This is a genomic window from Pelorhabdus rhamnosifermentans (assembly GCF_018835585.1).
Classification (GTDB): Bacteria; Bacillota; Negativicutes; order UMGS1260; family UMGS1260; genus Pelorhabdus; species Pelorhabdus rhamnosifermentans.
Window position 1 is genome coordinate 182,585 of record NZ_JAHGVE010000004.1, and the last position, 21,653, is coordinate 204,237.

23 protein-coding genes are annotated in these 21,653 nt (G+C 40.6%); 21 read left to right on the forward strand and 2 right to left on the reverse strand.

Translation table 11 applies throughout. The features are described 5' to 3' along the window. Positions 1-28: 28 nt before the first annotated feature. On the reverse strand, positions 29-940 hold the full coding sequence (locus Ga0466249_RS06980; protein WP_215828721.1) for a chemotaxis protein CheV: 912 nt from the start codon (positions 938-940) through the stop codon (positions 29-31). A 244-nt stretch (positions 941-1,184) separates the two neighbouring features. On the opposite strand from Ga0466249_RS06980, the gene guaB reads away from it, so the two are divergent. After that, a complete protein-coding gene (gene guaB / locus Ga0466249_RS06985; protein WP_246588530.1) occupies positions 1,185-2,636 on the forward strand; it encodes an IMP dehydrogenase in 1,452 nt (483 codons plus the stop codon). A gap of 124 nt (positions 2,637-2,760) precedes the next feature. On the opposite strand, the gene Ga0466249_RS06990 is transcribed toward guaB, so the two are convergent. Next, entirely contained in the window at positions 2,761-3,660 is a 900-nt protein-coding gene (locus tag Ga0466249_RS06990; protein ID WP_215828722.1) for a polysaccharide deacetylase family protein, read from the reverse strand. Positions 3,661-3,786: 126 nt separating this feature from the next. Between Ga0466249_RS06990 and Ga0466249_RS06995 the strand changes: the two genes are divergently transcribed. The 20 genes from Ga0466249_RS06995 (at position 3,787) to Ga0466249_RS07090 (ending at position 21,649) form a co-directional block, all read left to right on the forward strand. Continuing rightward, positions 3,787-5,796, forward strand: coding sequence for a transglycosylase domain-containing protein (locus Ga0466249_RS06995; RefSeq protein ID WP_215828723.1), 2,010 nt, complete (start codon positions 3,787-3,789; stop codon positions 5,794-5,796). Between the two features lie 89 nt (positions 5,797-5,885). Beyond that, the gene (locus Ga0466249_RS07000; RefSeq protein WP_312889726.1) at positions 5,886-6,626 is read left to right on the forward strand and encodes a WecB/TagA/CpsF family glycosyltransferase; all 741 of its coding nucleotides are present in this window, start codon (positions 5,886-5,888) and stop codon (positions 6,624-6,626) included. A 106-nt stretch (positions 6,627-6,732) separates the two neighbouring features. After that, a complete protein-coding gene (locus tag Ga0466249_RS07005; protein ID WP_215828724.1) occupies positions 6,733-7,371 on the forward strand; it encodes a phosphatidylserine decarboxylase family protein in 639 nt (212 codons plus the stop codon). Next, positions 7,368-8,048, forward strand: coding sequence for a CDP-diacylglycerol--serine O-phosphatidyltransferase (gene pssA, locus Ga0466249_RS07010; RefSeq protein WP_215828725.1), 681 nt, complete (start codon positions 7,368-7,370; stop codon positions 8,046-8,048). Before Ga0466249_RS07005 ends, pssA begins: the two co-directional genes overlap by 4 nt. 156 nt (positions 8,049-8,204) lie before the next feature. Continuing rightward, on the forward strand, positions 8,205-9,488 hold the full coding sequence (locus Ga0466249_RS07015) for a glycosyltransferase family 2 protein (RefSeq protein ID WP_215828726.1): 1,284 nt from the start codon (positions 8,205-8,207) through the stop codon (positions 9,486-9,488). A 90-nt stretch (positions 9,489-9,578) separates the two neighbouring features. Next, positions 9,579-9,962, forward strand: a complete 384-nt coding sequence (gene queD / locus Ga0466249_RS07020; RefSeq protein ID WP_215828727.1) for a 6-carboxytetrahydropterin synthase QueD — start codon at positions 9,579-9,581, stop codon at positions 9,960-9,962. After that, positions 9,955-10,683 carry a 7-carboxy-7-deazaguanine synthase QueE gene (locus Ga0466249_RS07025; RefSeq protein ID WP_215828728.1) on the forward strand — a complete coding sequence of 243 codons (729 nt, stop codon included), beginning with the start codon at positions 9,955-9,957 and terminating at the stop codon, positions 10,681-10,683. Before queD ends, Ga0466249_RS07025 begins: the two co-directional genes overlap by 8 nt. Before the next feature lie 18 nt (positions 10,684-10,701). Then, entirely contained in the window at positions 10,702-11,463 is a 762-nt protein-coding gene (gene surE, locus Ga0466249_RS07030) for a 5'/3'-nucleotidase SurE (protein ID WP_215828729.1), read from the forward strand. An 81-nt stretch (positions 11,464-11,544) separates the two neighbouring features. Then, on the forward strand, positions 11,545-11,964 hold the full coding sequence (locus tag Ga0466249_RS07035) for a TIGR04086 family membrane protein (RefSeq protein WP_312889727.1): 420 nt from the start codon (positions 11,545-11,547) through the stop codon (positions 11,962-11,964). A gap of 214 nt (positions 11,965-12,178) precedes the next feature. After that, positions 12,179-12,967, forward strand: a complete 789-nt coding sequence (gene mtnP, locus Ga0466249_RS07040; protein ID WP_215828730.1) for an S-methyl-5'-thioadenosine phosphorylase — start codon at positions 12,179-12,181, stop codon at positions 12,965-12,967. Positions 12,968-13,020: 53 nt separating this feature from the next. Beyond that, positions 13,021-13,668: an S-methyl-5-thioribose-1-phosphate isomerase gene (mtnA, locus tag Ga0466249_RS07045; RefSeq protein ID WP_215828791.1), complete on the forward strand. Its 648-nt coding sequence runs from the start codon at positions 13,021-13,023 to the stop codon at positions 13,666-13,668. Further along, positions 13,656-14,897, forward strand: coding sequence for an adenosylhomocysteinase (locus tag Ga0466249_RS07050; RefSeq protein ID WP_215828731.1), 1,242 nt, complete (start codon positions 13,656-13,658; stop codon positions 14,895-14,897). Before mtnA ends, Ga0466249_RS07050 begins: the two co-directional genes overlap by 13 nt. A gap of 22 nt (positions 14,898-14,919) precedes the next feature. Further along, positions 14,920-15,588, forward strand: coding sequence for a class II aldolase/adducin family protein (locus Ga0466249_RS07055; RefSeq protein WP_215828732.1), 669 nt, complete (start codon positions 14,920-14,922; stop codon positions 15,586-15,588). Positions 15,589-15,590: 2 nt separating this feature from the next. After that, the gene (locus Ga0466249_RS07060; RefSeq protein ID WP_215828733.1) at positions 15,591-16,886 is read left to right on the forward strand and encodes an amidohydrolase; all 1,296 of its coding nucleotides are present in this window, start codon (positions 15,591-15,593) and stop codon (positions 16,884-16,886) included. 42 nt (positions 16,887-16,928) lie between these two features. Beyond that, complete coding sequence (locus Ga0466249_RS07065) at positions 16,929-17,276, forward strand: ASCH domain-containing protein (protein WP_215828734.1); 348 nt, start codon at positions 16,929-16,931, stop codon at positions 17,274-17,276. 186 nt (positions 17,277-17,462) lie between these two features. Next, complete coding sequence (locus tag Ga0466249_RS07070) at positions 17,463-17,666, forward strand: 4Fe-4S dicluster domain-containing protein (RefSeq protein WP_215828735.1); 204 nt, start codon at positions 17,463-17,465, stop codon at positions 17,664-17,666. A 17-nt stretch (positions 17,667-17,683) separates the two neighbouring features. Then, the gene (locus Ga0466249_RS07075; protein ID WP_215828736.1) at positions 17,684-18,751 is read left to right on the forward strand and encodes a 3-methyl-2-oxobutanoate dehydrogenase subunit VorB; all 1,068 of its coding nucleotides are present in this window, start codon (positions 17,684-17,686) and stop codon (positions 18,749-18,751) included. 1 nt (position 18,752) lies between these two features. Further along, the gene (locus Ga0466249_RS07080; protein WP_215828737.1) at positions 18,753-19,508 is read left to right on the forward strand and encodes a thiamine pyrophosphate-dependent enzyme; all 756 of its coding nucleotides are present in this window, start codon (positions 18,753-18,755) and stop codon (positions 19,506-19,508) included. Continuing rightward, positions 19,498-20,043, forward strand: a complete 546-nt coding sequence (locus tag Ga0466249_RS07085) for a 2-oxoacid:ferredoxin oxidoreductase subunit gamma family protein (RefSeq protein WP_215828738.1) — start codon at positions 19,498-19,500, stop codon at positions 20,041-20,043. Before Ga0466249_RS07080 ends, Ga0466249_RS07085 begins: the two co-directional genes overlap by 11 nt. 133 nt (positions 20,044-20,176) lie before the next feature. After that, a complete protein-coding gene (locus Ga0466249_RS07090; protein ID WP_215828739.1) occupies positions 20,177-21,649 on the forward strand; it encodes a sensor domain-containing diguanylate cyclase in 1,473 nt (490 codons plus the stop codon). Positions 21,650-21,653 lie beyond the last annotated feature (4 nt).

Here is a 21,653-nt window from a genome sequence, read left to right on the forward strand (position 1 = left end):
CTCCAAGGCTTTTTAAGTCTAGCATTTTTTAAAGTATGTATTTGTCAATCAAGTCAATGAGCTGTTCAATTTCTGGTTTTGACACTTGAGCAGTGGCTCCAATGCTTTCCCCTTTGCGACGCATTTCTTCATTGATGAGTGAGGAGAAGATAATGACAGGCAATTTTTTTAGTATATCATGTTTTTTGATGCGACTAGTCAGGTTATGACCATCCATTTGTGGCATCTCAATGTCTGTAATGACAAGTTGGACTTTCTTTTCAATGGGTTCTTCCTCATGGGAAGCGGCAATTGATTGCAAGTGTTCCCAAGCATCTTTACCGTTTACTGTGGCAATAATATTGGTATAGCCCGCGGTATGAAGGGTATCTACAAGCAGATCACGTAGCATAGCGGAATCTTCGGCAACGAGAATGGTCTTTTGTTTACGACGCGGTTCTAAAGATTTTGTAACTTGTGGGATATTCGTTAATTTTCGATTTATTTCTGGATTAATTGCTGAAATGATTTTTTCAAAATCCAAGAGAATAACCATTTTATCTGTCATTTTTATAATACCAACAACCATGTCCGAATCAGATATGCTTGGCGGGGTTTCCATTTCTGTCCATGAAATGCGATGAATACGTGATACTTCATCAACAAGAAAGCCGACAAAAAAATTATTTAGTTCACTGACAATGACCTTGGAGTTCTTTGTTTCAGAGGTAATTCCTAAGACACGTGGCAAATTGACAAGTGGCATGACACGTCCCCGGAGCGTAAAGACACCATCAACATAAGAATGTGAATTCGGCATCAAAGTTACTGGAAGTTTATTAATGACTTCACGGACTTTGGCAACGTTAATTCCATAATGAGTAGGGCCTACGGTAAATTCTACAATTTCAAATTCATTTGTACCTGTTTCAAGTAAAATTCCTTTTTTATCGTTAGCCATTTGGTTTCCTTCTTTCTAATAAATTACAAAAATGTTCCAAGTTAATTTAATGAACCTTTAAGGGTATATTTCTTCTGGATGCGAAAATTTCCTGCTAGTGAAATTAATTCAGTGTAAATAAAGCAAAAAAATAGTAGAAATTTGAATTTTTTTTGCTAATTACATAAAAAGAGCTAGATTCGGTGAGTTTAAATGTGTTATTATAGTTGAAATAATGAATCATGATTAGAGAAAGGAGCAAATAATGGATAACAAGTTTGCAAAAGAAGGGTTAACGTTTGATGATGTATTACTCATTCCCGCGAAATCAGATGTACTACCAAGGGAAGTTGAGGTTTCTACATATCTGACCAAAAATATTAAACTAAATATTCCTATTATCAGTTCGGGCATGGATACCGTAACGGAAGCTCGCATGGCAATTGCGGTGGCACGTGAGGGTGGTATTGGCGTCATTCACAAAAACATGTCGATTGATCGACAGGCCAATGAAATTGACAAAGTGAAACGCTCTGAACATGGAATTATTGTAGATCCTATTTTCCTTTCCCCTGAGAACATTTTACAAGATGCGCAGGATTTGATGGAAAAATATCACATATCAGGTGTACCGATTACAGTACATGATAAATTGGTTGGTATTCTTACGAATCGCGATTTACGGTTTGAACAGGATATGAATCGTAAAATTGCTGACTGTATGACGCAGGAGCATCTTATTACGGCACCTGTGGGGACATCACCTGAAGAAGCTAAGAACATTTTAGGAAAACATCGGATTGAGAAATTGCCGCTTGTTGATGAACAGGGAAATTTAAAAGGTCTTATTACAATTAAAGATATTGAAAAAGCTCAGAAATATCCAAATTCTGCAAAAGATGGCAAAGGACGGTTGCTTGTTGCGGCAGCCATTGGTGTAGGTTCTGATATGCTAGAGCGAGTTGCGGCTGTTGTTAAAGCGAAGGTTGATGTGCTTGTTGTGGATACAGCACATGGTCATTCGCGCGGTGTGCTTGAGGCTGTAAAAACAATCAAGTCCTTATACCCTGATGTCGATCTTATTGCTGGTAATGTGGCTACAGCCGATGCGACACGGGCTTTAATTGAATCGGGAGCTGATGCCGTCAAAGTGGGTATTGGACCGGGTTCTATCTGTACGACACGGGTTATTGCAGGCATTGGTGTACCTCAGATCACGGCTGTCTATGATTGTGCGAAAGCTGCACGTGAATACGGTATTCCTGTCATCGCTGATGGTGGGATTAAGTATTCAGGTGACATGGTAAAGGCAATTGCAGCTGGGGCCAGTGTTGTCATGATTGGTAATATTTTAGCTGGAACGGAAGAAAGCCCTGGTGAAACGATTATTTATCAAGGTCGGAGTTACAAGGTCTATCGTGGCATGGGATCACTAGGAGCTATGGCTGACGGAAGCAAAGACCGTTACTTCCAGGAAAATATGGATAAACTTGTTCCTGAAGGTATTGAAGGCCGTGTTCCTTATAAGGGGCCGATTTCCGATACAGTTTTTCAACTGATTGGTGGGCTTCGCTCAGGTATGGGTTATTGCGGCGTGAAAAATATTGAAGAACTGAAGACGAATACGCGGTTTATTCGTATTACAGGTGCAGGCCTGAAGGAAAGTCATCCCCATGATGTGAGTATTACGAAAGAATCCCCAAATTATAGTTTGTAAAAATAAATTTAAATCAAAGTCATTGTAATGATAAAAAAGACTTCAGTTTCAAAATTATTTGAAACTGAAGTCTTTTTTTTGCATTTTATAACATAAGAGGGGCATTATAAAGGCTGTTTTAAGTTTACCAGGCTGATGGAGTACTGAAATTGACAACTCGAAATTCAAACCCCTGAGATTTAAATAACTCAATAATTTGCCGTAAAGCTTTCACTGTTTCACCGTGACCTGTGCCATCATGCATAAGCACAGTTGCATGACTCCATAGGGCTTTGTTTTGTATTTGCTCGGCAATATTTGCTACAAGCTGGGGTGCCGTGCCCCGTGAGGCGTCGCCTGAACTAATGTTCCAGCCAACATCACAGTAACCTTCTTGTTCTAAACTGTTCCAATAAGCTTTGTTAAAGGTGCCTGCTGATCCTCCGGGGGCCCTAGAAATATGGGGACGTACACCAATGGCTTGTTTGATAATTTCATCGGTATGATGTAGTTGCGCTAAATAGGTTTGAGGTGAGCGATAGAGGTCTTTATAGTTATGATTGTAGCTATGATTGCCTATGGCATGTCCTGCCGTGAAAATTTGTTTGATTAAATCAGGATATTTTTCTGCTTGACTACCGACAAGAAAAAAAGTAGCATGAATTTGATATTCATTGAGAAGAGCCAGTACAATCGGCGTGTTTTCAGGGTCAGGTCCATCATCGAAGGTGAGATAAACTGTTTTTTGGCCATAGTAGGGAGTCAGTGGTGGCAAAGTGGTTGGCAGTTTCTGATTTTTCCGTTCTGAAACGAGCAACGGATCATAAACAGGTTTGTCTGTCATAAGCCAGTTATTTGTATAGTCCATAATCAAATAAGCAGGTGCGTAATTCGGGGGAGATTCAGCGTTTTTTTCAGTTGTGGATTCGATATTATTTGTTGTAATAGAGTAGTAGGCGAATGTTCCTAATGGTGCCGTGCAAAACAACAAAAAAAAGAACAATGTGAGTCGACATAATTCTTTAAACGCTGAATGTTGCATCATTATTTATGCACCTCATAGTTTTGAACAATTTTGTTGACAAGAATTATTTCGGCAAAGAACGTTTTTTTCCTGCGTAAGCATTGCTTTGTTATGGTTATACTACGAATAATAAGGAGGCACAGGCAGATGCAAAAAAATTTTCAGCGAAAAAAAGATATTCTAGTTCAATCAGTTGTTTTAGTGCTTTTCATTTGTTTTTTTGGGAGTATTGCCTATGCTTTTTTCACTTTGCCGCAAACAGATAATTTGGAAAATTTACAATTTATGAAAGCCACACAAGTATTTGATGCTCATGGTGCACTTATTTCAAAGTTGTTTGAGGAAAATCGCGTCGTTGTACCCATTAGCAGCATGTCTTTTTATGTGCAACAGGCTATTATTGATAATGAAGATATCAGGTTTTATAGCCATGCTGGTGTCGATCCTATTGGCATTGTTCGAGCTTTATGGGTGGATCTGCGCATGGGGACTTTCGCTGAGGGGGGAAGCACGCTTACGCAGCAACTGGCTAAGAATATGTTTTTGACGCAGGAAAAGACTTTTATACGAAAATTAAAAGAAATGTTACTGGCATTACTTATTGAAAGAAGATTTTCTAAACAGGAAATTCTTCAGGCTTATTTGAATCAAGTATATTTTGGTGAAGGTGCTTATGGTGTTGAATCTGCTTCACAAGTATATTTTGGTAAGCATGCTAGTGAATTGACCTTGGGGGAAAGTGCATTGATCGCCGGATTGCCACGCGGTCCGGGAATTTATTCACCTTATGTGGATATGAACGCGGCTTTATCGAGGCGTGCTGAAGTGTTAAGTGGTATGGTAAAAATGAACGATATTACACAAGCACAGGCCGATGCTGCAAATGGTGAACCACTTGTATTGGTTGGTAAGAAAAAACGGACTGTTCAAGCTTCTTACTTTTTAGATTATGTTGCCAATGAGCTTGTGGGCCGTTATGGCGCTAATCGAGTATACAGAGGCGGGCTGAAGGTTTATACAACACTTGATATTAAGACTCAGCAGGCAGCAGAAGCTACGCTTGGAAAATATCAAGGAGCCGTTTTAGCCCTTGACCCTCATAATGGTTCTATTCGTGCTATGGTAGGAGGTCGTGATTATCAGGAAAGCCAAATAAATCGGGTGCAAGTTGAACTAAGACAGCCAGGTTCTGCTTTTAAACCTTTTTTATATGCAACAGCCTTAAACCAAGGGTTGACAGCGAATGCCGTGATTATTGATGAAAAAATCAATATTGGCGGGTACAGCCCGCTAAATTCCGATAAGAAGTATCATGGTCCAGTTACGCTGAGTAAGGCGTTGCGTGATTCTATTAATGTGCCTGCAGTCAAGTTAGCGCAGCAAGTGGGCATGACAAATGTCTTGGCACTTGCTCAAGCACTGGGAATTTCAACGCTTACAACGCAGGATAATAATTTGGCAGCTGCCATCGGCGGGTTGACACAGGGCGTAAATTTAATGGAACTTACAGCAGCTTATACGGCTTTTGCAAATGCTGGCGTTCTTTCTAAACCTGTGGCTATTTTGAAGGTACTCGATGAAAATGATCAGCTGTTGGAACAGGCAACATTTGTGCAGCAACAAATGTTAACGCCGCAAGTGGCTTACATTATGACGAATATGATGGCAGGAACAATCAGTTCAGGTACAGGTACGGCAGCTGCCATTGGTCGACCGGCAGCAGGGAAAACAGGTACAACAGACAATTATGAAGCAGCCTGGTTTATTGGTTATACACCGGACTTATTAACAGGTATTTATGTTGGCAATGATGACCGTACACCAGTAGGAATTTCGGGCAGCCAAGTGGCGGGGCTGTGGGGAGCCATGATGACTAAAGCGGAAGCAGGAATTACTGTAACGCAATTTTCTGTGCCTGAAGGTATTATTACGAATATCCCTATTTGTGCAACAACAGGCAAAGTGGCTTTCTTTGGTTGTCCTGAAGTAGAGAAAACTGCTTTTATTAAAGGAACGGAACCTGCATTTTCCGGTTGGCTGCAAGAAAGTAACAATTTAGGTACGCTACCTGATTCGCAAGGAGAAACACCTCAGGCTCCGCTTCAACCTAAGACTCCCAGTTGGCGGAATTTATTGCCTCGATTGCCGGGATTTTGAGAATGTGGTACAATTCTATACAGATGATTGATATAACAATGTTTGTAGCCTCATAATAAAGAGGCTAAGGTGAAGGAGTTAAAAACAGGGTGCAGAAACAAGCAAATATTTTAGGCGTTCGCGTCGATTCAATGACAATGGATCAGGCTGTTATGACAGTGGAATCCATGATAAGTGGAAAAAGTTCATATGCCCACATGCAGTTAGTTGCTACAGCCAATGCTGAGATGGTTATGATGGCAAACGAGGATAAGGAGCTTGCTACGATTTTAGCTGCAGCGCAGCTTGTTGTGCCTGATGGCGCTGGCGTGGTATGGGCGGCTGGAAAGCTGGGGCATCCTGTGCCTGAACGTGTCGCTGGGTTTGATTTAGCCCAAAGGCTGTTTGCACTAAGCGCTGAAAAGGGCTATCGTATTTATTTTTTAGGTGGAGCACCTGGCGTTGCGGTCAAAGCTCAGGCCGCTGCCAGAAAAAGATATGGTTCGATTGAATTTGTTGGTGTTCATGATGGCTTTTTTAAAGCGGAAGAAGTGCCAACGTTAGTTGCCAGCATTAATGAATCTAAGGCCGATTTGTTATTTGTCGCGCTCGGTGTACCAAAACAAGAAAAATGGCTTTATGAGCTTCGTAATCAATTGACAGTGAAAGTGGGTATTGGGGTTGGCGGAACTTTTGATGTTATGGCTGGCGTGATGAAACGCGCCCCACTTTGGATGCAGAAAACCAATTTAGAATGGTTGTTTCGTCTGATGATGCAACCACAGCGAGCCCTTCGAATGTTGGCTCTGCCGCGCTTTGTCATCAAGGTTTTATTGTCGAAAAAAGATTAGACAAACGATGGGCCCTATATTATAATAATTTGAGACACGGTAAAGGCAAGTGGTAGCTTGCTTTTTGTTTTTGTGCTGCCATAGCGGTGCCTTAGGAGGTGGATGGATGGTTAAAGGTCCTATTGTAAAAGAAGGATATCGATATATTGCTATCTTAGCCTGTTTGACAGCTTGTGTCGCTATTGTTATGGGGGGGTACTGGAGCATTGTACCTGGCGTATTTCTTGTTTTTGTTACTTTCTTTTTTCGTAATCCAAATAGGAAGATACCAGGGGACGAAGCTTATGTTATGTCACCAGCAGACGGGAAAGTTATGAGTGTATGTGACATTTATGATGAAGAATTCTTACTTGATGAAGCCATTAAGGTCACGATTTTTTTATCGGTTCTTGATGTGCATGTTAATCGCAGTCCTATTGCAGGCGAAATTATTTATCAACAATATACTTGCGGACGGTTTCGTCCGGCTTATAAAGAATCTGCTGGCTGTGAAAATGAACGTCATTCACTGGGAATTGAAAATGACCAAATGAAGATTCTTGTTACTCAGATTGCCGGCATATTAGCGCGGCGTATTGTTTCATGGGTGACATTAGGCAATGTGCTTACACGGGGTGAACGTTACGGTATGATTAAATTTGGGTCCTGTACGGAAGTCGTTATGCCAAAATCAGTTGAAGTTCTTGTTAAAAAAGGAGATCGTGTTCGTGGTGGAGAGACGATTATAGGGAGGATTCGCAAATGAAAAGTATCATACCAAACGCAGTCACGGCACTAAATCTTGTTTTTGGCATGTTTGCTATTATGAATACCATCCATGGTGCCTACAATGTTGCTGCGTTTTGTGTAGTTGCCGCCATGGTTGCTGATGCGGCTGATGGACGGACGGCGCGTTTTTTTTGTGTGTCCAGTGACTTTGGCAAAGAGCTTGATTCACTCTGTGATCTTGTTTCATTTGGCGCAGCACCGGCATTTTTGGCTTATGCCTATTATTTGCAGGAGTTTGATTTACTTGGACAGCTTGTAGCCGTATTTTTTGCTGTCTGCGGTGCCTTGCGGTTAGCACGGTTCAATGTTAACACAGGGATTGTTAAGGGGCATTTTATGGGGCTGCCTATTCCAGCAGCTGGCTGCGCTGTTGTTACTTTTATCATGATGGGAATCAAGCCTGATGGTTATACATTTCCTTTGTTTGTAGCTGTTTTTGGCTATCTTATGGTAAGTACAATTAAATACCCCGATTTTAAAGGGAAGGGTGAAAAAATTTATCCTATTCCTGTAGTACTATCTCTTGCTAGTGGCTGTTTTATATTTATTGTCTATCAGCATGCTTTGTTGTTTGCTGTGATTTTTACTTATGCTATTTTTGGAATTTTAAACACCCTTTTCGGCAGATTTGGTTATAAATCAGAAGTATTGTAAACACTAAATCTGCTTTTAATATGAGATTTCACTTATAGATTAAAATTAAGCTGTCATGAACGGACACGTTATTGCTATTCCGATTGTATTTTGCTGATATTTTGTGTATTATTTTTATAGCGAATGTCAATTTCGGATTTCAAAGGAGAAAAATCCATGGAACATATTTTTGACATCATCATGATCCCTTTACAGCTCCTGATTGTATTTTTTACATTGTACTATTTCATTATTGCCATGTTTGGCTTGTGGAAACGTAAAGAGACAAAAATTGTTACACCAGAAAAAACTTTTGCCGTTATTGTGGCTGCTCATAATGAAGAGGCTGTAATTGGTCAACTGATTGATAATTTAAGTGTTTTAAATTATCCCCGATCGCTTTATGATATTTATGTTATTGCAGATAACTGTGAGGATAGTACGGCCCGTATAGCTCAATCTGCGGGGGCTTTAGTTTATGAACGTTTCAGTAAAAATGAGCGTGGCAAGGGATATGCCATGGAATGGATGTTTGCTAAATTATACGCTATGAAGAAACAATATGATGCCGTTGTTGTATTTGATGCCGACAATTTAGTTCATCCAGCCTTTTTAACGGAAATGAATAGTCGTCTTTGTAAAGGCGAACGAATTATTCAAGGTTATCTTGATGCGAAAAATCCAAATGATACGTGGGTTACAGCCACTTTTGCTATTGCTTTTTGGGTTATCAATCATATTTGGCATTTGGCAAAATATAATATTGGTTTAACTAGTGTTCTTGGTGGGACAGGTATGTGCATTAGCATGGATGTGTTGAAAAAGTTTGGTTGGGGAGCTACGTGTCTGACGGAAGATATGGAATTTACCATGAAAAGCCTACTTTGCGGCATTCCGACTACATGGAATCATGATGCTATTGTTTATGATGAAAAACCGCTTACCTTTGCTCAATCTTGGCGGCAGCGCAAACGTTGGGCACAAGGACAGTTTGACGTAGCAGGCAGGTACATTCCCAAGCTTATTTTAGAAGGTTTTAAACGGCGTGATATACGGCTGATTGATGGTGTATTTCATTTATTTCAACCTTATTTTTTATTGTTGTCTACGGGATTTGTTATTGCCACATATGTCTATAATTGGTTTCCCTTTTATACGAATATCTTGTATCAGGTTTTGCCAATGGAAGTATGGACGTTTATTGCTATTGGGCAATATATTTTTCCTGTTATTATCTTGGCCAAGATTCATGTTTCATGGAAGACCTGGTATTATTTACTTTATTATCCCTTATTTATTTACAGTTGGATTCCCATTACATTTATTGGTTTCCTGCATCGCAATGAACATGAATGGAGTCATACGGCTCATACGCGTAACTTGCGCTATCAGGACGTTCTTGTAAGCGAGCAAGCGGAGTTTTCAAAAAAAAATCTGCTAAGCAAAGAGGCAGTAAAATAAGCGAAGAAATGATGATGAAAAGATGAGTTATTGCTCATCTTTTTCTGTTTCGTGATATACTAATGCTATTATGATGTAAGGAGAATAGATATGTTTGAATTGACGATTATGGCCGAATTTGAGGCCGCTCATAACTTGCGTAATTATCAAGGCAAATGCAATCGACTGCATGGTCACAATTGGAAGGTCGAAGTGACTGTACACGGCTGTGAATTGGATGAACTGGGTATGATTATTGATTTCACTGTGCTTAAAGCGGAAGTGAATAGCATTATTAATGAGCTTGATCATTACTATTTAAATGAGCTTGCGATGTTCCAAAAACAAAATCCAACAGCAGAACATATTGCTAAGTATATTTATGAATCACTTGTAGAGCCACTTAAGAAACACCCTGTTACGCTTTATGAAGTGAAAATATGGGAATCACCCCGTTCAGCTGTCGCTTATCGACAGGAGGTTCAGCATGCGTGAAACAGTTGTTGAAGTTTTCTCATCGTTGCAAGGTGAAGGGCCTTATGTTGGTTATCGTCAGGTTTTTGTGCGTTTTTCCGGTTGTAACCTGCGTTGCCATTATTGTGATACAACGGAGTCTTTTCAGTATGATAAGGCAGCTAGAATCGAAAAATCAGCAGGCAGTGGTCAGTTTAACTTTATTCCTAACCCGCTGGCTATTTATGATCTTGCAGGATATGTTAACCAACTTCTCATTCTTCGCCACCATTCAGTGAGCCTTACAGGTGGTGAGCCTTTATGTCATACTTCGGCTATTAAAGAATTGGCACCGTTTATCGAGATTCCTCTGTACTTAGAAACAAATGGTGTCTTAGTTGATGAGCTCAATGAAGTTTTATCACTCATACATATTATCAGCATGGATATCAAGCTTCCGAGCAGTACCGGACAAGATTATTTCTCATCTCATCGTCGATTTTTAAAACTTGCTGCCCATAAAGAAGTCTTTGTTAAAATTGTTTTATCCAATCAATCGAGTCAAGGCGAGTTTGCAGAGGCTTTATCGGTGATTGCTGATGTAAATAAGAGCATTCCCCTCATCTTGCAGCCTGTTACAACGCACGATGAAAGGGAAAAACTATCAACAACAAAACTTCTAACTTTTTTCGAAATGGCTCTAGAATGTCTTGAACATGTGCGGATTATTCCACAAATGCATCACCTACTCAATATACTTTAATGACTAGGAGGGTTACTATTGCGTATTTTATTGACTAATGATGACGGTATTCGTGCCAAGGGAATTCAATCCTTGTGGAAGGTATTGGCTGAGATTGCTGATGTTTATGTTATTGCTCCTGACGTTGAAAAAAGTGCTATGAGTCAAGCCATTACGGTTCAACACCCCATTCGTCTTGATGAATATTCTGCAGAAGCTGTTATAAAGGCGTGGGAAGTGGGCGGGACGCCAACAGATTGCGTGAAAATAGCTTTAGAAGAATTACTTGTTGATTCTTTACCGGATATGGTTGTATCTGGTATTAACCATGGCCCTAATTTAGGCACAGACATTCTGTATTCCGGAACAGTCAGCGCGGCGATTGAAGCAGCGCTACATGGTCTTCCTGCTATTGCTGTATCACTTAATGCGTGGGATCACTGTGATTTCACAGTGGCTGCGCAGTTTGTGAAGCAGCTTGTGCCAAAATTAATGCATGATCCCTTGCCGCCCCATACCTTGCTTAATGTCAATGTTCCTGCTTTGCCTGCCAGTGAAATTACAGGTGTTGCTGTGACTAAGCTAGGCTTTCGCCAATATGAAAATACTTTTGAACATCGAAAAGATCCGCGTGGACGTAGCTATTACTGGATGGGCGGTAATATTGTAGATGATGAAACGAGCGAGGATAATGACATTAATGCCGTGAAGCAAGGAAAAATTGCCGTGACACCTGTTCACTTTGATTTGACAAACTATCAGCTACTAAATACCGTGGATGATTGGAATCTTACATTATAAAGAAATGTTTCTATGTCTAAAGTGGTATAAATTGGAGTTTGGCGCATAAATTTACTACTAAAAGTCTAGGAGGGATAGACTGTGGCCAAACGGATTAGAAATAAAGCAAATGCTTTACTGCCGCGAAAAGTACCCCAAGTGGCCAAGCTCATTATTTCTGGTATTATTATGAGTCTGGCCATTTCGGCTTTTGCGGTTGTTTTTTTGTCTGCTTTTTTTCTTGTTGCTGAGAGCCCTTTTGTGGAGCGAAATCTTCAGTATATCATTGTCGGTATTACGATGAGCAGTATTTTTATTGGCAGTGTTTATGCTACTTTTAAGGTAGAATCAAAAGGTTTAATTGTGGGTAGTATCATTGGATTTTGTTATGTAAGCTTATCTCTGCTTATTGGACTTTATGTCGCCCAGGATATGTTATCCATATGGGTAACAGTCAATAAATTTGTAGCCGGGATTGCCGCTGGAGCACTTGGCGGACTTGTGGGTGTAAATTTATCTTAAGGAGTTAGCAGGAATTTTTTGCTGCTAGAGCGAAATTATTCTTTCAAAGTCATATTCCGCTGTTTTCCTGACCTGTTCAGGAGTGAATAGCGGTTTTATTGTTGTTGTTTTTATATTTTTGTAGACATTAGAGTGAGCTTATAGGTCTTTGTATAAACTAGAGAAAGTGAATAATTGTTTTAGCAAACAATTTTAAAAGGTTAGGTGAATATAAATGAAAATAGCCATTATTGGTGGTACAGGTGTTTATGATCCAACGATGTTGGAAAATATCCAGCAACAGCAAGTAGACACGCCTTTTGGTGAAGTACAACTCAAAAGCGGCTGGTATTTAGGACAGGAAATTGCTTTTATGGCGCGCCATGGTAGTCATCATTCTATTCCACCGCATCTGATTAACTATCGCGCTAATATATGGGCCTTGAAAAAGCTGGGTGTTGAACAGATCATTGCGACAACAGCCGTGGGATCACTGAACCGAAAGATGAGACCTGGTGATTTGGTTCTTGTTGATCAATTCCTTGATTTTACGAAAGGACGCGCTGCTACTTTTTATGAAGGAGGACAGCGAGGTGTTGTTCATGTTGATGTAACAGAACCTTATTGTCCTCATCTTCGGCGTATTTTATATGATGAGGCTAGAAAGTTAAACATTGCCATTCATCAGCAAGGAACTTATGTTTGCACAGAAGGACCCCGGTTTGAATCGCCAGCAGAAATTAAGATGTTTAGCATTCTACAAGGGGATCTCGTTGGGATGACCAATTTACCTGAAGTAGTTTTAGCGCGTGAGGCTGAAATGTGTTATTCTACAGTATCTATGGTGACAAATTTTGCGGCAGGTATTTCGGCGCAACCTCTTACACATAGTGAAGTTGTTGAAGCCATGTCGCTTTCAGGCGAAAATATTCGCAAACTAATTATGGCAGCGATTGCTGCTCTTAGTGACGGAGATTGCCATTGCCGGGAAGCGTTAAGTGAATATGGCGGTTTTAAGCTGTAAGGATGGTGAGAAGATGAATTCGTTAGAATGGAAAGAAGGACAGCTTATTCTAAATCGGGAAATGGGGAGCGACCTTATTTACAAAACCTACAACTGTTTTAACTCATTGTAATGCCGGCGCTTTAGCTACCGTGTCCTTTGGTACAGCTTTGGGGGTTGTGCGTCAGGCTTTTGCTGAAGGCAACATTGCAGCTGTTTATGCCGATGAGACACGTCCACTGCTCCAAGGAGCGCGCCTCACAGCGTTAGAACTTTCGGCAGATCATATTCCTGTTACAGTCATTACAGATAATATGGCTGGATGGGTTATGAAGCAACATAAAGTAGGCGCGGTTATTGTTGGAGCAGATCGTATTGTTAAAAATGGTGATGTAGCCAATAAATTTGGTACATATAGTGTTGCAGTGCTGGCCAAGGAACATCATATCCCTTTTTATGTGGCTGCACCTGCGTCTACTTTTGATTTTTCCATTGCTACGGGCGAAGAAATTCCGATCGAAGAACGGAAAGCTAATGAAGTCAGTCATTTTGCTGGCATACAAACCGTTCCAACAGGCGTAGAGGTTTATAATCCGGCTTTTGATGTAACACCTGCCGACTATATTACGGCGATTATTACAGAACATGGAATTTCACAGCCGCCTTTTGAACAGGCTGTAAAAGATTTGAAAAAACGGGAGGAAGAACAATGTCATCTTTAATTCGCGATATTCATTTGGCACCTCAGGGCCACGACAAGATTAACTGGGTCAGAGAACATATGCCTGTACTCAATTATTTAAATGAAGATCTTTCAGCAACAAAACCCTTTGCAGGGAAAAAAGTCGTCGTATCTGTTCATTTAGAGGCCAAGACGGCCTATTTGGCGCTGGTGATGAAAAATGCCGGTGCCGAAGTCGTTGTTACAGGCAGTAATCCTCTGTCAACACAAGATGATGTGGCTGCAGCACTTGTTGATAGTGGGCTGAATGTTTATGCCTGGTATAACTGTACAGCTGAAGAATATGATCATTTTTTAAATAAAGCTCTTGATAGTAAGCCAGACATTATTATTGATGATGGTGGCGATTTAGTGGCTCTCCTCCATGGGGAAAGATCTGATTTGGCAAAAAATATTATGGGCGGCTGTGAAGAAACAACGACAGGTGTGTTGCGCCTAAAGGCGCTTGCTGCTGAGGGACGTTTGAAATTCCCAATGATGGCTGTTAATGATGCTTATTGCAAATATTTGTTTGACAATCGTTATGGAACAGGACAGTCTGTTTGGGATGGCATTATGCGTACAACGAATCTGACTGTAACAGGCAAGACTGTTGTTGTTGCTGGCTATGGCTGGTGTGGTAAGGGCGTATCCATGCGGGCTAAAGGATTAGGTGCTAATGTGGTGATCGCCGAAGTGAATCCGATTAAAGCAGCGGAAGCTGTTTTCGATGGTTTTCGTGTCATGCCGATGATCGAGGCAGCAAAAATTGGTGATATTTTCATTACTGTTACAGGTTGTAGCAATGTCATTAATCGTCAGCATTTTACTGTCATGAAGGCTGGAGCGATTCTTGCGAATGCTGGCCATTTTGATGTGGAGGTAAACAAGGTGGATTTAGCGCAAATAGCTGTTTCTACTCGACAAGCGCGGAAAAACATTGAGGAATTTGTCATGGAAGATGGTCGTAAGCTTTATTTGCTTGCTGAAGGTCGTTTGGTGAATCTTGCTGCAGGTGATGGTCATCCGGCTGAAATTATGGATCTGTCTTTCGCTATGCAAGTGATTGCAGCGCTGCATATCTTGCAGCATCACCAAGAATTGACGAATCAAGTTCATCAGGTATCAGAGGAATTTGATTTTAAAGTTGCTTCACTAAAACTCAAGGCCATGGGCTTTTCCATTGACACGCTTACAAAAGAACAAGAAGCATACTTGGCTCAGGCTTAAAAACAGGGGAGTGGTCGGGCAGATGCTGATAGAAAAGGTGCAAAGTGAAATCATTGATGTGGGGCATAAACTATTGCGTTCCGGTCTTGTCACAGGGACATGGGGCAATATTAGTGCACGTGTAGCACGAGATACCCTTGCCATTACTCCCTCTGGACGTAATTATTTGTCTTTGGAAACGCAGGATATTGTTCTTGTTGACCAAAATGGCAAAATTAAAGAAGGTAAATTAACGCCGTCATCAGAACTTCCACTGCATGTCGCTGTTTATCAAGCTCGCAGCGATATTGGGGCTATTGTTCATACACATAGCGTATTTGCCAGTGCTTGTGCTGTAGCAAATAAAGCCATCGCGCCAATTATTGAAGATTTATTGCAAGTTGTCGGTGGGAGTGTTGAAGTGGCTCATTATGCTCTGCCAGGAACGGCAGAGCTGGCGCATAATGCTGTAAAGTCACTAGGAAATAAGAATGCCGTATTACTTGCAAATCATGGTGTTCTTGGCTGTGGTTCGACGTTGTCTGAGGCACTGCTTTGTTGTGAGCTTGTCGAAAAGGCTGCTCAAATCTATATTTATGCTCAGATGCTTGGCGGAGCTATTTCACTAAGTGAGGACGACATTTCTCAAATGCATGCTTTTTATCAGCAGCATTATCGTCAGCGTCAGGAAGAAGCTAGAAGGGAGGAATAAATATGTCTAGAATTTTAATTAAACAAGCGGAAGTTTTGGATAGTCAGGGCCTGATTTGTCCGGCTGATATCGCCATTGATCAGGGTAAGATTGTTGGGATCGGTAATTATGAATTTTGGTCGGCAAATAAAGTGATTGATGGCAAAGATAAACTAGCCATACCTGGTTTTATTAATACACATACTCATGCAGCTATGACGCTATTTCGCAGCTATGCCGACGATATGTTACTTATGGATTGGCTGGAAAATAAAATTTGGCCGGCTGAAGACAAGCTTACACCAGCTGATGTGTATTGGGGAACCATGCTGGCTATTGTTGAAATGATTCAGTCTGGTACAACAACTTTTTCTGATATGTATTTCCATATGGATGAGGTGGCTCGTGCTGTTGAAGAAAGCGGCATTCGCGGCGTCCTTGCTCGTGGTATGGCAGGCGTGGCGCCCAATGGTGAGCAAGCTTTAAAAGATAGTGAGGACTTTTTTAACAATTGGAATCACAAGGCTAGTGGCCGTATTACTGTGATGCTTGGGCCTCATGCTCCTTATACCTGTCCGCCTGCTTATTTGAAAAAAGTTGTTGCTCTGGCTGATAAGCTGAATGCTCCCATTCATATTCATTTATCTGAAACACAAGGGGAAGTAGCAGATTGTCTGAAAGAGTATGGTCTTTCTCCTATTGCCTTAATGGAACAAGTGGGGATTCTCGATCATCCAGTGCTTGCGGCGCACTGTGTTCATGTGTCTGACGCTGATATTGCCTTAATGAAGGCTCATTCCGTTAAAGTTGCTCACAATCCTGGTAGCAATATGAAGCTCGCCAGCGGCATTGCTCCCGTACCCAAACTGCTTGAACAAGGTATTGTTGTGGGACTGGGTACAGATGGTACGGCAAGTAATAATAATTTGGATATGATTGAGGAAATGCGTCTAGCCGCCCTGCTTCATAAAACAAGTAGTCTCGATCCCTTAGTCATTCCAGCCAAACAGGCCGTGAATATGGCGACGGAACAAGGAGCTAAATGTTTGGGACTGGAAAAGGTCATTGGCACGCTTAAAGAAGGCTATGAGGCGGATGTAGTTCTCCTGGATATGCATAAACCAAACTGGTATCCGCGTCATGACCGTTTGTCCCTATTAACCTATGCAGCTTCAGCGGGGGATGTAGACACAGTCATTGTACAAGGAAAAATTTTGATGTACAAACGCCAGATGACGCATTTAGATGTGGAAAGAATTCTGTTTGAAAATCAAGTAAGAGGGTTACGACTTGTACAAAATTCAGAAAAAAATTCTTGAACAATATTCATTAGCTAGTGCGAGAATGGAGGAAAAGTAAAAATGCGTGCTTTAAACTTTTATTCATCCCATTATCATTCCCAATTGGTGTCAAGACGTAAAAGCTGTACCATCCGCAATGGTGATAAAAGTGCGAAATACCGTGAGGGAGATATTGTGTGGATTACAGTTGGCAAACGTTTTTCACAACGCAAAAAACTCTATTCAGCTGTTATTGATCGAGTAGATGTAAAACCTCTTAATGAACTTTCAGCAGAAGATTTGCAAGGCGAAAGTCAGAGCATTACAAATGTTGATGAAATGATTACGTTTTTACGATCCATGTATGACAAAGATATTATGCCTTCAGATATGGTTAGTGTCGTTTATTTTTCTGAGGTTGTTGAATAACAACCTTTAACGGTAGTATGGACGAGACGAGTCAAAGGTTACTGGATTAGAAAGGTTTTGCATGTTTTTGCAAAACCTTTTTTCCGTCTAATACTTTCCTTCCAAAACAGGATTTTTTATTTCTCTGTGGAATTTGTTTAAAGTACGAAAGTTCTATAAAATCGAGTGTCCAAGGGAGGGTTCATTATGCCAAAACCGGTTTTTCACGAAGAAAGGTGTAAGGGCTGTGAATTATGTACGGTTGTCTGTCCTAAAAAAATTATTGCTTTATCTGATCGAATGAACAGCATAGGTTATCGTATATCCAGTTGCATTGATGAATCGAAATGTATTGGGTGTATGATATGCGCTAAAGCTTGTCCGGATATGGTGATTGAAATTCACAAATAAGAGGGGAGCGAATCAAGTTGGCTGAAAAGGTTTTAATGAAGGGAAATGAAGCAATCGGTGAGGCCGCTGTTGTTGCTGGTTGTCGCCATTATTTCGGTTATCCTATTACTCCACAAACAGAACTTACTGAATATATGTCACGACGGATGCCTCAGGTAGACGGAACTTTTTTGCAAGCCGAAAGTGAAATTGCTGCTATCAATATGGTTTACGGTGCGTCAGGGGCTGGAGCACGGGTGATGACTTCATCATCTAGTCCTGGGATTAGTCTTAAAATGGAGGGTATTTCCTATGCAGCTGGTGCGCAGCTACCTTGCGTAATCGTTAATATGATGCGTGGTGGCCCTGGTCTAGGTAGCATTCAGCCATCTCAAAGCGATTATTTTCAAGCTACCAAAGGTGGTGGTCATGGTGACTATCGACTCATTGTTTTAGCCCCAAATTCTGTCCAAGAATTAGTCGATATGACAATTTTGGCCTTTGATTTAGCTGATGAATATCGTAATCCCGTTATGATTCTTGGTGACGGTGCCTTAGGACAAATGATGGAACCTATTGTATTTCCTGTGATTGATAAAAAGCCCATTGAGAAACCTTGGGCAGCTGTGGGTATGAAGAAAAGGAAAACTCCCAATATTATTAATTCACTGTTCTTAAAACCGGAAAAACTCGAAGAACACAACCAGGTTCTTCAGGCTAATTATAAAAAAATTACAGCGGAACAAGTGCGCTTCGAAAAAGTTTTGACGGATGATGCCGATTTGATTCTTGTTGCGTATGGCATTACATCACGTATTGCGCGAACTGCTATTGATATTGTGCGAAGTGAAGGCTATAAAGTCGGTCTTTTTCGTCCTATTTCATTGTGGCCATTTCCAAGTGCCCCTCTTCAAGAACTAGGCCAATCAGCGAAAGCTTTTTTAACACTGGAGCTTAGTGCCGGACAACTAGTTGAAGATGTCAAGCTAGCTGTGAATGGTGTTCGGCCCGTTCATTTTTATGGTCGGACAGGTGGCATGATTATGTCGCCAAAAGAAGTGGCTGAACAAATTAAGAAGGTTTTGAGCTTTGAAGGAGGGAAATAATATGACTGTCGTTTTTAAACGTCCTGAATCTTTGTTAGATGTTCCTTTTCATTATTGTCCAGGGTGTCATCACGGGATTATTCATCGCTTAGTCGCCGAAATCATTGATGAATTAGGTGTACGTGAAAATACGATCGGTGTGGCCCCTGTGGGGTGTTCCGTCCTCGCTTATGACTATTTTAATGTAGATATGCTTGAAGCGGCTCATGGACGTGCACCTGCTGTGGCAACCGGCGTAAAACGGGTTCATCCTGATTCCGTTGTCTTTACTTATCAAGGTGATGGTGATTTGGCGGCAATTGGTTGTGCTGAAATTATTCATGCTGCTGCACGGGGTGAAAATTTTACCACCATCTTTGTAAATAATGCCATTTACGGCATGACAGGCGGGCAAATGGCTCCGACAACACTAATTGATCAGGTTACGACGACATCACCTTATGGACGTTCCCTACAAAATACAGGCCATCCGATCCATGTTTGTGAACTGTTATCGACAATCGAAAGTGCAGTTTATGTTGCCCGTGTGGCTGTGAATAATCCAGCGAATATGACGAAAGCCAAAGCAGCCATTAAAACAGCGTTTCAACATCAATTAAATGGTGATGGGTTCGCTATTGTGGAAGTGTTATCAACGTGTCCAACCAATTGGGGTATGGCGCCGCTCAAAGCAAATAAATGGTTAGAAGACAATATGATGAAGGTTTTCCCGCTTGGTGTCTATAAGTCATTGGAGGTGAAAAAGGATGTCAAATGATATTGTTTTAGCTGGCTTTGGTGGACAGGGCATTTTGTTAATGGGCCAACTTCTTGCTTATGCAGGAATGATTGAGAATCGGCATGTTTCCTGGATTCCATCCTATGGACCCGAAATGCGCGGTGGTACAGCAAATTGTTCTGTCATTATTGCTGATGAACCGGTAGGATCACCTATTGTTACAGAGCCTAATCTTGTTGTTGCCATGAATTTGCCTTCACTAGATAAATTTGAGCCTGCTCTTCAGTCCGGTGGGATTTTAATTATTAACAGTTCTCTTATTCAAAAGGAAGCCACGCGAAGTGATATTTCGGTATATAAGGTTCCAGCCAATGAACTGGCGCAAGAACTCGGTAATTTGAAAGTAGCAAATATGATTGTATTAGGTGCTATTGTTGCAGCATCTGAGGCGGTCAAAGACGAATCAGCGTTACAAGCCTTTGCCAAGCTGTTCGCCAAAAAGCCACAACTTGTGGAAATTAATAAATTAGCCCTCCAAAAGGGCGCTGAGTATATTAAAAATCAAAAAAAATAGTTTTTATAGCAAAGAAGCTATTTCGTTGTTTATGATAACGAAATAGCTTCTTTGCGCTGTGAAAGGGGGCAGGATTTTTATCAAATCATAGCGAAAATATAACCATTGATATTATAGAGGTGGCGGTCTTTTCTTGGATAACCAATTACATGCTGAGATCATTCCATTTATCGTTTCACAGGTTCCCTCCGCATTGCTAGTTATTAATAAAGAGGGTATAATTACTGAATTTTTTATGTCAAAATTAACAAAAAAACGTTGTGAAAATATCATTGGAAAAAATTTTTGTCATGTCGTGAGAAGGCTTTTTTCGAGTGAAGCATTACATATTCTTGACGCTTATGACCAAACTAAAAAAAATGGTATGCCACAAATGATTTGTTGTCATGAACATACTACGGTATACGATTTAAAAGAGTATTTTTCTTGGAAGTTTCAATTAAAATCAGCAAGTATCATTGTTTTTATTCGCGATATTACAGAATATACGTTACTTGAACAAGAATTTAATGAACTTGTTGAACAGCAGCAAAAGGTTACGCAGGAACTCTATGCTGCTATGTCCAATCAGGATATGTATTTAATGGATATGGAGCAAACAAAAAAACATTTGGCTGCTCTCTATCGTATTACTTCTGTCGCGCAGACAACGGTTAATCAACAGGCGGTACTTGATAAAATTATTGAGAATATTACTAATGACTTTGGGACTGTTAATGTTGCCTTATTACTCTTTGATGAAGTGCAACAAGTATTAGTTGTTCGTGCTCACACAAATTGTTTTCACAAATTCCCTTTAACTGCGCAAATCTCACTTAGCGAAGGTATTTGTGGTTATGCAGCGCAGCATCGCGAAGTGGTTTATATTCCCAATGGGAAGGAAGATAGTCAGTATATTCATAGCGGTGGTGACTGCGTGAGTGAGCTAGCTATTCCATTAGTTATTAAGGATAAACTACTGGGTGTTCTTGAAATTGAGACAACAGATAAAAGAGAATTTTATGACATGGATATTGATATGTTCCGCTCTATTGCCAATCAAATTGCTATGACCATTGATCATGCCAATTATGTTTCCAAAGTACAAGTTCAAGCTATTACGGATGGCATGACAGGGCTTTATAATTATCGCTATTTCCGTACGTATCTTCTTCAGGAATTTAAACGTGCCAAGCGATATGAGAGACCACTTGCTTTTTTGATGATGGATATTGATTGGTTTAAAATGTATAATGATCACTATGGGCATCAAAAAGGCGATGTCGTATTGCGTAAAATAGCTAACTTGATTCATAGTGCTGTCCGTGATGTAGATATTGTGGTGCGCTATGGTGGAGAAGAATTTGCTGTGATTCTTCCTGAAACTTCTATTTACGATGCGACGGTTATTGCCGAAAGAATTAGAAAAAGTGTTGCGGAGTTTCCCTTTGAAAACTATGAAACACAGCCGCTTGGCTTTTTATCTGTAAGTATTGGTATTGCAGGTTTTCCACGTGATGCAATGAATGATGTTGAGATTATTCAACATGCGGATAGTGCTTTATATGCGGCAAAGGATGCGAATCGTAATTGCATTCGTGTTTTTTATCAGATTAATGAAAAGTAATGGA

Bases quoted from the DNA above. Each gene is read 5' to 3' on its own strand.
- Ga0466249_RS06980 (WP_215828721.1), bottom strand. From the start codon at position 940: ATGGCTAACGATAAAAAAGGAATTTTACTTGAAACAGGTACAAATGAA.
- guaB (WP_246588530.1), top strand. From the start codon at position 1,185: ATGGATAACAAGTTTGCAAAAGAAGGGTTAACGTTTGATGATGTATTA.
- Ga0466249_RS06990 (WP_215828722.1), bottom strand. From the start codon at position 3,660: ATGATGCAACATTCAGCGTTTAAAGAATTATGTCGACTCACATTGTTC.
- Ga0466249_RS06995 (WP_215828723.1), top strand. From the start codon at position 3,787: ATGCAAAAAAATTTTCAGCGAAAAAAAGATATTCTAGTTCAATCAGTT.
- Ga0466249_RS07005 (WP_215828724.1), top strand. From the start codon at position 6,733: ATGGTTAAAGGTCCTATTGTAAAAGAAGGATATCGATATATTGCTATC.
- pssA (WP_215828725.1), top strand. From the start codon at position 7,368: ATGAAAAGTATCATACCAAACGCAGTCACGGCACTAAATCTTGTTTTT.
- Ga0466249_RS07015 (WP_215828726.1), top strand. From the start codon at position 8,205: ATGGAACATATTTTTGACATCATCATGATCCCTTTACAGCTCCTGATT.
- queD (WP_215828727.1), top strand. From the start codon at position 9,579: ATGTTTGAATTGACGATTATGGCCGAATTTGAGGCCGCTCATAACTTG.
- Ga0466249_RS07025 (WP_215828728.1), top strand. From the start codon at position 9,955: ATGCGTGAAACAGTTGTTGAAGTTTTCTCATCGTTGCAAGGTGAAGGG.
- mtnP (WP_215828730.1), top strand. From the start codon at position 12,179: ATGAAAATAGCCATTATTGGTGGTACAGGTGTTTATGATCCAACGATG.
- Ga0466249_RS07050 (WP_215828731.1), top strand. From the start codon at position 13,656: ATGTCATCTTTAATTCGCGATATTCATTTGGCACCTCAGGGCCACGAC.
- Ga0466249_RS07055 (WP_215828732.1), top strand. From the start codon at position 14,920: ATGCTGATAGAAAAGGTGCAAAGTGAAATCATTGATGTGGGGCATAAA.
- Ga0466249_RS07060 (WP_215828733.1), top strand. From the start codon at position 15,591: ATGTCTAGAATTTTAATTAAACAAGCGGAAGTTTTGGATAGTCAGGGC.
- Ga0466249_RS07065 (WP_215828734.1), top strand. From the start codon at position 16,929: ATGCGTGCTTTAAACTTTTATTCATCCCATTATCATTCCCAATTGGTG.
- Ga0466249_RS07070 (WP_215828735.1), top strand. From the start codon at position 17,463: ATGCCAAAACCGGTTTTTCACGAAGAAAGGTGTAAGGGCTGTGAATTA.
- Ga0466249_RS07080 (WP_215828737.1), top strand. From the start codon at position 18,753: ATGACTGTCGTTTTTAAACGTCCTGAATCTTTGTTAGATGTTCCTTTT.
- Ga0466249_RS07085 (WP_215828738.1), top strand. From the start codon at position 19,498: ATGTCAAATGATATTGTTTTAGCTGGCTTTGGTGGACAGGGCATTTTG.